Source organism: Bifidobacterium margollesii (genome assembly GCF_002860355.1).
Lineage (GTDB): Bacteria > Actinomycetota > Actinomycetes > Actinomycetales > Bifidobacteriaceae > Galliscardovia > Galliscardovia margollesii.
In genome coordinates this window covers 1-12,934 of sequence record NZ_NMWU01000047.1, presented here as the reverse complement: position 1 = coordinate 12,934, position 12,934 = coordinate 1, and the positions used below count along the sequence as shown (strand labels likewise).

General features: G+C 62.5%; 11 protein-coding genes. 7 read left to right on the top strand and 4 right to left on the bottom strand.

Annotation, left to right across the window (positions count from 1 at the left end; genetic code table 11):
* Positions 1-256 precede the first annotated feature (256 nt).
* Positions 257-1,954, top strand: coding sequence for a phosphate acetyltransferase (pta, locus tag Uis1B_RS10725; RefSeq protein WP_101618222.1), 1,698 nt, complete (start codon positions 257-259; stop codon positions 1,952-1,954).
* A gap of 167 nt (positions 1,955-2,121) precedes the next feature.
* Here the strand turns inward: pta and Uis1B_RS10720 are convergent, their stop codons facing one another.
* The 4 genes from Uis1B_RS10720 to Uis1B_RS10705 all read right to left on the bottom strand — a co-directional run bounded on the left by Uis1B_RS10720 (position 2,122) and on the right by Uis1B_RS10705 (position 6,509).
* Positions 2,122-3,060, bottom strand: a complete 939-nt coding sequence (locus tag Uis1B_RS10720) for a 3-hydroxyacyl-CoA dehydrogenase (protein WP_101618191.1) — start codon at positions 3,058-3,060, stop codon at positions 2,122-2,124.
* Between the two features lie 238 nt (positions 3,061-3,298).
* Positions 3,299-4,666 (bottom strand): nucleobase:cation symporter-2 family protein, encoded by a 1,368-nt coding sequence (locus Uis1B_RS10715; protein WP_101618220.1) that lies wholly within the window; start codon positions 4,664-4,666, stop codon positions 3,299-3,301.
* Positions 4,667-4,870: 204 nt separating this feature from the next.
* Positions 4,871-5,452 carry a xanthine phosphoribosyltransferase gene (locus Uis1B_RS10710; RefSeq protein ID WP_101618190.1) on the bottom strand — a complete coding sequence of 194 codons (582 nt, stop codon included), beginning with the start codon at positions 5,450-5,452 and terminating at the stop codon, positions 4,871-4,873.
* 103 nt (positions 5,453-5,555) lie between these two features.
* Positions 5,556-6,509: a sugar-binding transcriptional regulator gene (locus tag Uis1B_RS10705; protein ID WP_243390356.1), complete on the bottom strand. Its 954-nt coding sequence runs from the start codon at positions 6,507-6,509 to the stop codon at positions 5,556-5,558.
* 238 nt (positions 6,510-6,747) lie between these two features.
* Between Uis1B_RS10705 and Uis1B_RS10700 the strand changes: the two genes are divergently transcribed.
* The 6 genes from Uis1B_RS10700 (at position 6,748) to Uis1B_RS10675 (ending at position 12,876) form a co-directional block, all read left to right on the top strand.
* On the top strand, positions 6,748-7,737 hold the full coding sequence (locus tag Uis1B_RS10700; protein ID WP_101618186.1) for a phosphotriesterase family protein: 990 nt from the start codon (positions 6,748-6,750) through the stop codon (positions 7,735-7,737).
* Between the two features lie 6 nt (positions 7,738-7,743).
* A complete protein-coding gene (locus tag Uis1B_RS10695) occupies positions 7,744-8,415 on the top strand; it encodes a 3-dehydro-L-gulonate-6-phosphate decarboxylase (RefSeq protein WP_101618185.1) in 672 nt (223 codons plus the stop codon).
* Between the two features lie 204 nt (positions 8,416-8,619).
* Positions 8,620-9,582, top strand: coding sequence for a sugar kinase (locus tag Uis1B_RS10690; protein ID WP_101618183.1), 963 nt, complete (start codon positions 8,620-8,622; stop codon positions 9,580-9,582).
* Positions 9,583-9,606: 24 nt separating this feature from the next.
* The gene (locus Uis1B_RS10685; RefSeq protein WP_207763425.1) at positions 9,607-10,971 is read left to right on the top strand and encodes an MFS transporter; all 1,365 of its coding nucleotides are present in this window, start codon (positions 9,607-9,609) and stop codon (positions 10,969-10,971) included.
* Between the two features lie 216 nt (positions 10,972-11,187).
* Positions 11,188-12,075 (top strand): L-ribulose-5-phosphate 3-epimerase, encoded by an 888-nt coding sequence (locus Uis1B_RS10680; protein WP_101618216.1) that lies wholly within the window; start codon positions 11,188-11,190, stop codon positions 12,073-12,075.
* A gap of 108 nt (positions 12,076-12,183) precedes the next feature.
* Positions 12,184-12,876 (top strand): L-ribulose-5-phosphate 4-epimerase, encoded by a 693-nt coding sequence (locus Uis1B_RS10675; RefSeq protein ID WP_101618181.1) that lies wholly within the window; start codon positions 12,184-12,186, stop codon positions 12,874-12,876.
* Positions 12,877-12,934: the final 58 nt, after the last annotated feature.

The following is a 12,934-nucleotide window of genomic DNA, read 5'->3' as shown; positions in this document are numbered from 1 at the left end:
GATCGGCGCATAGGCCCGTAACGGGTCGTCGTGAAGCTCTCCTTCGGAATTTCCGGAGGAGAGCTTTTCCTGTCTCTCCAAGTATTTCCAAACGTTTCGGACAGTTCTCGCAATGTTGCGGGCTGGCGACGCATCGCGCGCATCTCATAGGCAAAACATGGCAACAATGGACAACAATCATGCAAGGTCAAAGCGCGAAATTAAGATGATCAATGGTTGCAATGCAATGTTGCCGCACCTCAGTCCGAAACGACTGATGACCACATGCATAAGGAGTTTGACCGTGAGTCTTACCAGTGTGTACATCGCCAGCCCGGAAGCCGCCAATGGCCGCAACGTCGTCGCCTACGGCGTGGTTTCCGCCCTTGCTTCCCAGTACAAGACCGGCGTGTTCCGCCCCGCCGTCTGCAAGAAGGACACCTTCACTGACGTGCTGCTCGAAGCCGCCACCGCGGGACAGAGCCGCGAGCAGGCCGTGGGCGTGTGTCCCTGCAGCGCCCGTGAGGACAAGGAAGGCGCCCGCGGCGACATCGTTCGCAAGTACTCCGCCACCGTCGCCGAGGTTGATCCCGAAGCCGTCGTCGTGGTCGGCACCGACAAGTCCGGCGTGTTCGACCCCGAGGCGTTCTCCTTCAACGCCGCCGTCGCCGCTGACCTCAAGGCTCCTGTGTTCCTGGCCGTGTGCGGGCTTTCCCGTGACGCCAAGCAGGTGAAGGACACCGTCGCCGCCTGCACCAAGAGCGTCAAGGACGCAGGCCAGACCGTTGCCGGCGTGTTCGTCACCGGCGTCGCCGACGACAAGTCGGAGGAAGTCAAGGAAGCCCTCTCCGAATACCCGGCCCCGGTGTGGACCGTTCCGGCCCACGACTGCGGCACCAAGGAGGAGGCCGAAGCCTCCCTCGCCGACTTCGAGTCCCACGCTCCCGCCGCTCAGGTGCTCGCCGCTCTGAACCAGAGCTTCGACCAGCCCACCACCCCGTACGCCTTCCAGACCGATCTGCTCAACAAGGCCAAGGCCGCCAAGAAGACCATCGTCCTGCCCGAAGGCGAAGAGGACCGCATCATCAAGGCTGCCGACTACCTGCTCGAGCGTGACATCGTCAACCTGATCATCGTCGGCGAGAAGGATCAGATCCTCGCCCGCGGCAAGGAGCTCGGCCTCAACTCCCTCGAGAAGGCCAGCTTCCAGTCCATGAACGACGAGGAGGTCCTCGCCCCGATGACCGAGAAGCTGTGCGAGCTTCGCGCCAAGAAGGGCATGACCCCGGAGCAGGCCCGCAAGCAGCTGACCGACGCCAGCTACTTCGGCACCATGCTGGTCGTGCTCGGCAAGGCCGACGGTCTTGTCTCCGGTTCGATCCACTCCACCGCCAACACCGTGCGCCCGGCCCTGCAGGTCATCAAGACCAAGCCCGGTCAGAAGCTCGTCTCCGGCGCGTTCCTCATGTGCTTCAAGGATCACGTCGCCGTGTTCGCCGACTGCGCCATCAACCTCAACCCGAACGCCGAGCAGCTGGCCGAGATCGCCATCCAGTCCGCCGAGACCGCAAAGTCCTTCGGCATCGACCCCAAGGTCGGCATGCTGTCGTACTCCACCCTCGGCTCCGGCAAGGGCCCGGATGTGGATCTGGTCGAGGAGGCCACCTCCCTTGTCAAGCAGAACGCCCCCGACCTTGACGTCGTCGGTTCCATCCAGTTCGACGCCGCCTGGTCGCCGGTCGTGGCCGCCACCAAGGCCAAGGGCAACGACGTCGCCGGTCATGTCAACGTGTTCGTGTTCCCCGACCTGTGTGCGGGCAACATCGGTTACAAGGCCGTTCAGCGTTCCTCCGGCGCCCTGGCCATCGGCCCGGTGCTGCAGGGTCTGAACAAGCCGGTGAACGATCTGTCCCGCGGCGCCAACGTCGAGGACATCATCAACACCGTGGCGCTGACCGCGGTCACCGCCCAGTGATGATCGTCTGACGACCGTCGCGCGGCTTTTCCCGCAACGGAGAGCGTCCCGTAAAAGGGAATAAGCAGAAGGGTCACGGTGCGAAAACCGTGACCCTTTTCGTATGCGCAGTAATTGTATGCGCAGTGATCGGATGTACGGCGATCATCACCGCCGCCGCAATGACGTCACTTGCCGTACTTGTAGAACCCCTCACCGGCGTTGATGCCGGTCTTGCCTTCGTCGATGTACGACTTCAGCAGTGCCGCCACCTTGCCCTGCACGGTGTTCGGATCCTTGGAGCGCGGATCCAGCAAACCGATGTTGTATGCGGTGGTGAGCCCTACGACGTCGAGAATGCGGAACGGTCCCAAAGGCGCTCCCGTCGCCAGCATCCAGGTCTTGTCGATGGTCTCCACGTCCGCCACGTCGGTGGCCAGCAGTCCTTCGGCGGCGCTGAGGAACGGCACCAGCAGGCTGTTGAGGATGTAGCCCGGCTGCTCCTTGTGGAGTTTGAGCGGAATCATGCCGATCCGCTCGGCGAAATCCACCACAATATCGTATACGTTCGGGTCGGTGCCGGTGTGTCCCATGATCTCGGCTGTGTTGTTGCGCCAGATCTCATTGGCGAAATGGAGGGCCAGATACCGTTCCGGACGCCCCGTGTACTCCGCGAACGCGCTGGGCAGCATCGTCGAGGAGTTCGTGACGATGATCGCCTTGTCCGGCAGATGCTTCGCCATCTCGGTGTAGAAGACGATCTTGTCCTGCGGGTTCTCGGAGATCGATTCGATCACCAGATCGGCGTCGGCGGCGGCCTCCTCGTAGCTCGTGGTGTATACGATATCGTCGTGGGCCTGCTGCGCCCGGGCCTTGAGCTCGTCGATCTGCTCGTCGGTCGCATCCTTCGCGGCGAGTCCGCGGCAGTACGCCGCAGGATTGGTCTTCATGGCCTCCAACGTTTCCAGATAGATGCCGAGCAGACGGTCGAACTTCGGCTTCGCGCGACCGATCGACGCCTCGCTGCGCAGCCACACCGTCACGTCGAATCCCTTGTAGGCGCACTGATAGGCGATCTGGCTTCCCAGCACTCCGCCGCCCGCGACGACGACTTTCCTGATGTCCATTCCATAACTCCTTTGTCGTATACGGTCTTCAAACCGGCAATGGTCGTCGGTGGCCATACGCGGCCGGTCGAAGGGTACATGGCCCATAGTAACCGTCTGATCGGCATATGACGCGAACCGTTTGCCGGGTTTTGCCATTCGCCGTGTCCTTGTGGCGACCGTGTTCTCGTGACGGCTGATATGAAAAAATCCCCATCGCACTGGGCGAAGGGGATTGGAGAGGAGAAGACGATGGTCGTCAGTTCTGCAGGGCTTCCGTGTTCCCCGACTCGTCGTTGCTCTCGTCTGCGGATTCCTTGGGTGCGGCGAGGAAGTGGTCCTCGCTCGGCAGCACCGCATTGAGGATCACCGCCACCACGAAGGCCACTGCGATGCAGTTCGACGCGAAGATCTGGCGGAACAGGGCCGGGAAGTGCACGAAGATGTCGCTCACCTGGGTGAATCCGATGCCGATCGTGAGCGACAGCGCGGCGATGGTGATGTTGCGCTGCGAGTAGCCGGCCTCGGAAATCATCTGGAATCCGGAAAGGATGATGTTGCCGAACATCATGATCGTGCAGCCGCCGAGCACGGCCTGCGGCAGCGAATTGAACACCTCGGCGATGGCGGGCACGAAGCTGGCGAGGATCAGGATCACACCACCGGAGAGGATCACCTTGCGGTTGACGACCTTGGTCATGGCGACCAGTCCGATGTTCTGCGCGAAGCTCGTCAGCGGAAGGCATCCGAACAGGCCGGAGACCGAGGAGATCAGACCGTCACCGGCGATGGCTCCCGCGGTCTCACGCTCGGTGGGCAGTCGGTTGAGACCGACCTTGGTCAGAGCCGCGGTGTCGCCGAGCACCTCAACCGAGGAGACCACGTACAGCAGTCCGAGCGAGATGATCGCACCCCAATCGAATTCGGGCCTGAACGGCATGAACTGAGGCACGGAGACGATGGCGAGATGCGTGAACCCGGAGAAGTCTACCTTGCCCATGCATACGGCCGCCACATAGCCCACGATCAGACCGAACAGCACGGACAGCTGCTTGGCCGTGCCCTTCATCAGCAGCTGGAACGCGAGACACGCGACCAGCGAGATCAGGCCGAGCGTGAGATTCTGCCAGCTGCCGAAATCCTCGGCGCCGTCGCCGCCGCCGAAGCTGGTGGCGCCCACGGTGAGCAGGGAGAATCCGATCGACGTGACCACGATGGCCGAAACGATCGGCGGCACGAATCGGCGCCAGTAGCGGGCGGTAAGACCCAGAACCAGTTCGAGCAGCCCGCCGACCATGACGGCTCCGACCACGGCACCGTAGCCCTTGTCCGCGCAGATCGCTACGGCCGCGGCCACATAGGTGAACGAGATGCCGGTGACCATCGGCAGCTTGGAACCGATTCGCCATGCGCCATACAGCTGCAGACAGGTGCCCAGACCGGCCACCAGCAGTCCGGATTGGATGACGGCCGCCGACTGTTCGGCGGTCATCTTCGTCGCGGAGGCGACGATGAAGATCGGGGCGAGATTCGCCACGAACATGGCCATCACATGCTGCAAACCGAACGGAATGCCCTTCCAGAACGATACCGGCGCGTTCAGCGAGGTCAGCGCCTCGACCGAAATGCCGGTTGTTCTCTCGTTATCGGTTGTTCTCTCGTTATCGGTTGTTCTCTCGTTATCCTGTGCGCTCAACGCTGTTCCTCTCTGTTCGCTCTTGTAGCGTCGCTCTCTCTTATGGTGCTGTTCTCTCTGGCGGCCGTCCGTCTGTTTCCGATTCGCCGCGACCGTTTGGGAGATCACCCCGTAAAAATACACGGAGGTCCGGATTCAGGAGCGGAATTCGATGTCGCCGGTCTGCGGATCCATCGATTCGACGATCGCCAGGGAATCGACGTCGTAGCCGCGTTCGCGCAGACGGTCCCCGCCACCCATGTAGCCCTTCTCCACGGCGATGCCGATGCCCTCCACGGTGGCTCCGGCCGCGTCGCAGATGTCGAGCAGGCCTCCCAGCGCCTTGCCGTTGGCGAGGAAGTCGTCGATGATCAGCACATGGTCGTTTTCGGAAAGGAACTTCTTCGCCACGATCACGGGGAATTCTCGTTGCTTGGTGAACGAGTAGATGGTGGTCACGTACTGTTCGCCCTCCAGATTGATCGACTGGGCCTTCTTGGCGAACACCACCGGAACATTGCCGAAGTGGCGGGCCGCCGCGCAGGCGATGCCGATGCCCGACGCCTCGATCGTCAGGATCTTGTTGACGGGTCGTCCGGCGAAATGCTTCGCCCATTCGTCGCCCATGCGGTCGAACAACGCCACGTCGCACTGATGATTGAGGAACGTGTCCACCTTGAGCACGTCACCTGCCTTGACGGTTCCTTCTTCGCGAATGCGGTCTTCCAGCTCTTTCATTGCCACCTCACTGATACGGGATGAGAAACGTGCATATGGGTTGTAAGCTTACGCGTCATAAAGCCGAGAGTGTTTCGCGTGCCGTGTCGGATTCGCGGAATGGTCACTCCAGCAGGGCTTCGGCGGTGGCCTGGTCGGTCACCATCGCGGAGATCAGTCCGCCGATCAGGCACGCGCGGATGGCGGGAACCTTCAACGGCCCCCACGCCACGCCGATCACCAGCGGTATGCGCTTCAACCGTTCGATGTCGATGGAGATCGTGCGTCGGCACAGTTCGGTGAGCACATGATTGCCCTCGCGGTCGATGTGATGGCCGCAGATGTGGCCCACCACGCCGTGTTCCAGAAGATCGGCCGCCTTGCGCTGGTCGATGTAGGCGTCGAAGATGTGCCCGGACCTTACCTTGGTGACCGCGCCCACGCCCACGATGGCCACGTCGGCCCCGCCGCCGAGGGCCAACGCCGTGGCGATCTGCGGCTCCTTGCGCATGGCGTCCGCCAGTTCCGGGCTCGACAGGATCATCGGCACCGGCAGCGTGGTGAACGTGCCGCCGATCCGCTGGGCGAGCAGACGGCAGATGTCGGGGGAGTCGGTCATCGTGTTCTCCGGGCTGAGCGTGCCGATCATCTGCGCCACATTCGCCTTCGGCCAGTCGCACACCGGCACCTCGCGCACGGTGGCGGCCACGGCGCCGCCGTTGGAGACGGTGATCAGCGAGTCCGGCGCGCAGACCTCGGCGAACAGCGCCGCGGCGTATCTGGGGACGATCTGCCTCGACTCCTCACCGGGGGCCACCTCTGCCACGCGAGCGTATTTGAGCCCGTACCGCTTCTTCAGACGCTCCTCAAGCACGCGGATTCGTTCCAGTGCATGCCCGATGGAGATATGTACGATGCCGCAGTCCCGGGACTCCTTGAGCAGCCGCGAGACGGTGGGGCGGGAGTAGCCGATGTCACGGGCGATCTCGGCCTGGGTCATGTTGTCGAGATAGTAGCTGCGCGCCACCTTCAGGATCAGATCGATGTGTTTGCGTGAGCTGGAAGTCGCCATAAGCATGTCGTCATTGAACATATGTTCATGCTATCACCGTCGTCGGTAGTGTCGCAACGGTTTTGAGTAGCTGGTTTTTCAATGGACAGTAAGGGTTGAGGGAATATTAACGTCGTGAACGATGGTTCTCTCGCACAAGTGTTCATGGAGGGGCTGGAACGCCCGGCGTGTCGCCCGTAGATTATGAATTGTCAACGCCAAGGACGACACCAAGGAAAACCACCAAGGACAAAGGAGTACCATCATGTCATTCGCACGCACCATCTTCGGAGACGTCGATCCCAGCACCCTCGGTGTGGTCGACTGCCACGACCATCTGATCCGCGTCGGCGCGGGCGAGGTCTACATCGACGGCGACCACCAGCTCGACTCGGTGGAGAAGGCCATCGAGGAGGGCGGCTACTTCGCCGAAGCCTCCAAGAAGTGGAGCCCCAACGGCGGCACCGTGGTCGACATGTGCCCGATCAACTGCGGACGTGACCTGAACAAGCTGGCCGAGGTCACCAAGGCCGTCGACGGACTGCAGGTCATCGCCGCCACCGGCTTCCACCGTGAACACGTCTACCTGGAGACCCAGTCCCACTGGATCAACCGCTACGACGTGGACAAGGTGGCCGAACTGGTCATCGCCGACATTCGCGAGGGCATCGACAAGAACGACTATTCCGGCCCGATCGTTGAGCGCACCCCCTACAAGGCCGGTGTGATCAAGGTGGGCACCGCCTACGGCAAGATCACCCCCTTCGAGCGCAAGTGCATGGAGGCGGCCGCCATCGCCGCCATTGAGACCGGCTGCCCGATCAACACCCACACCACGTACGGCACCTGCGGTCTCGAACAGGCCGAAGGATTCCTCGAGCTGGGCGTTCCGGCCGATCAGATCGCCATCGGCCACATCCAGCGCAACGCCGACGTGTACTATCTCGAGCAGATCCTCAAGCTCGGCGTGTACTTGGAGATCGACGGCACCAACCGCATCAAGTACCAGCCCGACTCCAACCGCATGATGGAGCTGCGCGCCTTCTACGAGGACGGTTTCGCCGACCGTATCCTGCTGGGCACCGATTCCGGCAAGCGCGGCTACCAGAAGGCCTACGGCGCCACCTCCGGCGTGGACTACAACCCGGCCGTCGACGGCCCGCGCATGGTCGACGAAGGCTTCGACCGCGAGTACATCGACAAGCTGCTCATGAAGAACGCCCAGCAGTTCTTCACCTTCAAGAAGGAAGGCTGACCTACGATGACCGAGGAGAAACTCGCTCAGCCCCGTCTGCAGATCGCGCTCGACACCACCGACATGCCGAGCGCACTGCGCCCCCTCAACGCGGCGATCGACCAGATCGACGTGATCGAATGCGGCACGATCCTCATCATCGCCGAAGGCCTGCGGGCAGTGCGCGAGATCCGCGCACTGTACCCGGACAAGACGATCCTGGCCGACGTGCGCATCGCCGAGGCCGGCGCTCTGATCGCCCGCAACTGCTTCGAAGCCGGAGCGAACTGGGTGTCGGTGGTGGCCGGCGCGTCGATGACCACCGTGGAGCAGGTCGTCAAGGTCGCCGACGAGTTCGGCGGTGAAGTGCAGATCGAACTCGGCGAGGACTACGATGCCGACAAGGCCCGCCAGTGGAAGAAGCTCGGCGCCAAGCATGTGATCGTCCACCGTTCCCGCGACGCGGAGGTGGCCGGAGTCCTCAAGTGGAGTCCCGACGACGTGGAACGCATCAAGGAGCTTCACGACATGGGCTTCACCGTCACCGTCACCGGCGGCGTGAACGTGAAGGACATCCCCTTCTTCGAAGGAGCCCCGGTCGGCGTGATCATCTCCGGACGAGGCATCGTCAAGGCCGACGATCCGCTCGCCGCAGCCACCGAACTCAAGAACACCATCGCCGCCGTCTGGCCCCGATGACCAACGTTCCGGACGTCCGCCGTCGGGCGTCCGGAACCACTACGGCCGAACAGGCCGTTACCCTCTCCCCATGCCGATTCCGCCACGAAGCCACGGAACCTGACTCAAACGCAACGTGGGCGTCCCCCTGCCCGGGAACGCCCACGACGAAAATCCTCATCCAAAAGAATTCTCACGACGATTATAGTCACAAGGAAGTGCGCCATGACCACCCGCGAACCCAAGTACGACCTTTCCACCATCGGCGAAGGACAGATCCGATTCACCGTCGAACGCGGCGAACGGCTGATGTTCACCCGCTCCGTGCACATGAACCCAGCCTGCTCCGAAGCCAACGTCGCCGGACTGCTCAGCCAGCTCGGACGCGAAACCCTGTGGACCAGCTCCCTGCCCGAAGGGGACCTCGGCGACTACATCCTCTCCGAATACCGTTCCGTCGGCGTCCACATGGACACCATGGTCCGCCGTCCCGGAGGACGCACCGCACTGTACTTCATGGAACCCGGCGAATACCCGATGCCCGCCAATGTGATCTACGACCGTGAATGGACCACCTTCCGCGCCACCGGCATCGACGACTACGACTGGGATGAGATCCTCGACACCAAGGTCATCTTCCTCACCGGCATCACCGCGGCACTCACCGACATCACCGCCGAAGTCGTGCGATACGCGGCCGACGAAGCCGTGCGACGCGGAGTCGAGGTGATCCTCGATGTCAACTTCCGGCGTAAGCTGTGGAGTGGCGAGAAGGCCAGGGAGATTCTGGAGCCCATCGCCAAGGAGGCTTCAGTGCTGTTCTGTTCCATCGCCGACGCGGAGAAGGTGTTCGGCATCACCGGCAGTCCCGAAGAGGTCACCGCCGAGCTCAAGAACCGTTTCGGATGCAAGTACATCGTCTCCACGAACCATACCGCAGGCCCGTACCTGCGAGGCGACGAAGGTTTCTACCCCTACCACACCACCCCCGTGAACGTCATCGACCGTCCGGGCGCCGGAGACTCCTTCGTCTCCGCCACCATCCACGGATACCTTTCCGGCAACATCCGCGACGGCGTCAAGTGGGGACAGTACGCCTCCAAGGTGGCGCTCACCCACAAGGGCGACTTGACGCGAGTGCGCCCCGGCGAACTCGACATCCCGCTCGGCACCGACATCGACCGCTGACCGCAGACGGAAGGAACGCACATCATGTCCAACACCATGGCAACGACGCCCGCACCCACAGGCATGACCGCATACGAGCAGATCGACTCCCGGCCGCTGAGCGGACACCAGAAAAGCATCATCGGCCTCGTCATCGCCGGCAACATCTCCGAATTCTTCGACATGTTCCTCGTCGGATTCGTCGTCTCCCTGCTTACCAGCGCATGGCATCTCACCGGCATGGAGGCCGGCGTCATCCTCGCCTGCTCGGGCCTCGGCACCGTCATCGGATCCATCATGTGGGGCCGGCTCGCCGACCGGTTCGGCCGCAAACACGCCTTCCAATGGTGCGTGATCTGCTTCGTCGTGTTCACCATCCTCTCCGTATTCCTGCCCGACCGCGCATGGGTGCTGCTCGCACTCCTCCGCGTGGGCGTGGGCATCGGCGTCGGCGGACTCAACATCACCTCCATCCCATACGTCCAGGAATTCGTCCCCACCAAGCATCGCGGCATGCTCGCCGGACTCGCATCCGTATTCATCCCCCTCGGCCTGCTGCTCGGCTCCGTCGCCCAAAGCGCCATCGGCGAACACTGGCGAATCCTCCTCGCCCTCGGTGCCGTGCCCGTCCTCCTGCTCTTCTGGCTGCACGTCGTCCCCGAATCCCCGCGCTTCTACCAGACCAAAGGCCAGGACGACAAAGCCCGCGAAGCCCTCGCCTGGGCCATGGAGATCCCCGTGGAACAGGTCGGCGCACTGCCCGTCGTCGAACAGCAGCAGAAGGTCAGCTACTCGGTGCTGTTCAGCAAGCACCTGCGCTCGCTGATCATCGTCAGCGTCGGTTCGTTCTGCTTCATCATGGGAGGCTTCGCCATCCAATCCTGGGGACAGACCCTCATGAAGGACGCCTTCGGCTTCTCCACCCAGATGGTCGCCTACCTGTTCATGGGCGTCTCCGTCGCCGACTGCATCGGCCTCTTCGGCTCCGCCTGGCTCGCCGACGTGATTGGTCGCCGCTGGACCATGTTCATCTTCGGCATCATCGGCGCGGGCGGCTGCTTCTACGCCGCGTTCTTCCACGACTCCGGCTGGCAGTTCTACATCGCCGTGCTCATCATCATGACGTTCGCGGACGGTGTGTTCGGCATCCTCAACGCCTTCGGCGGCGAACAGTTCCCGAACGACGTGAGATCCACCGGTCTCGGCCTCGGCTACGGCATCGGCGCCACCGCGAAGATCATCGGCCCCGCCTTCATGGGCATGCTCGTCGGAGGCGACTTTGTCTCCCAGAACATCGACATCACCGTCATCACCACGGCATTCACCTTCTTCGGCGTCTGCCTGGTCATCGGCGCGATCGTCTACCTCTTCGCCCAGGAGACCAAGGGCAAGGACCTCGAAAGCCTGTAGGCCATACGGAACCCATACCGGTCCCGTCCCGACAACGACGTCGGCACATCCGGTTGAACCATCGCCGTCGAACGACGACGGTTCAACCGGACCATGATCCCGCCGTCCACCGCCTCGCGCGTCGCGTATCCACACCGCGGCATCCTCAACCCATACCTCATTTCACGTCTCATTCCAGACTTCTCATTCCGCATTTCACACAGCAAGGACTTCACCATGACCATGAACGCCGTAGGCATCTATGAAAAAGCACTGCCGACAGGACTGACCTGGGAGGAAACCTTCGATCTCGTCCACGAGCTCGGCTTCAACTTCCTCGAATTCTCCGTGGACGAAAGCGACGAACGTCTCGCCCGCCTCGACTGGACCGAAAGCGAACGAGCCGACTTCCGCAACGCCATGTGGAAGACCGGCAGCCGCATCAACACCCTCATGCTCTCCGGACACCGCCGATTCCCCCTCGGCTCCGCAGACCCCGCCATCCGAGCCAAAGCCCTCGACATGATGGCCAAGGCCATCGATCTCGCCGTCGACCTCGGCGTGCGCAACATCCAGATGGCCGGCTACGACGTCTACTACGAGCCCAAAACCGAATCCAGCCGAGAATGGTTCATCGAAAACCTGCGCACCTGCGTGGAAATGGCCGCCAAGAAAATGGTCATGCTCTCCATCGAAAGCATGGACGATCCGTTCCTCAACTCACTCAGCAAGATCGAATACCTCAAAACCCAGATCCACAGCCCGTTCCTCCAGGCATACCCGGACGTCGGCAACCTCACCGCATGGCCCGAAAACGACGTGGCCCGCGAAATCGAAGCGAACATCGACAGCATCGTCGCCGTGCACCTCAAGGACACCAAACCCGTCACCGCCGACTTCCCCGGCCAATTCAAGGAAGTACCCTTCGGCGACGGCACCGTTGACTTCGAAGCCGTGCTCCGCCTGTTCAACCGACTCGGCTACAACGGCAGCTACACCATCGAAATGTGGACCAGCAAGGCCGAAGACCCCATCGCCGAAGTCAAGAAGGCCAAAGCCTACTTCGACGGGCTCTTCGACAGGATCGGCATCGTCCAGGAACCCGTGCTCAAGGTCGCCGCATAACCACAGACCGGCGACGACGGTCGATGGCAGGCGCTCGCAGGCGGCAATTCGTCGGTGGGCGCCTGAATGAACTGTGGAAAACACGAAACGATATGAAAGGAATCAACTATGGCTACTCTGGCTGATTACGGTCCCGAGGTGCGTGCCGAGGTCAAGCAGGTGCGCGAGGTGGTGGCTTCGCTGCACGAGCAGCTGATCAAGTGGAATCTGGTGGTGTGGACGGCGGGCAACGTGTCACAGCGTCTGCACACCGCCGACCTCATGGTCATCAAGCCGTCCGGCCTGCGCTACGAGTACCTGACCCCGTCGAGCATGGTGGTGTGCGATCTGGACGGCAACGTGGTCGACGGCGCCGAGGCCCCCAGCTCCGACACCGCGTCGCACGCCTACATCTACCGTCACATGCCCGACGTGTACGGCGTGGTGCACACGCACTCCACCTACGCCACCGCGTGGGCGGCGACCGGCCAGAACATTCCGTGCGGTCTGACCATGATGGGCGACGAGTTCGGCGGCCCGGTGCCGGTGGGCCCGTTCCGTCTGATCGGTTCGGAGGCGATCGGCGAGGGCGTGGTGGAGACGCTGAAGAAGTATCCGAAGTCGCCGGCGGTGCTCATGCAGAACCATGGTCCGTTCACGATCGGCAAGGATGCCGAGGGCGCGGTGAAGGCTGCGGCGATGACCGAGGAGGTGGCGCACACGATGTGGGCGGCCCGTCAGCTGGGTGAGATCATCGAGATCGACCAGGCGGACATCGACAAGCTGAACGACCGCTACACCAACGTCTACGGCCAGCACTGACTTGGCGGAGTGTCCGCGGCGTTGCGGGAGGCTCGACGTACCTTGGTACGCCTTCGTC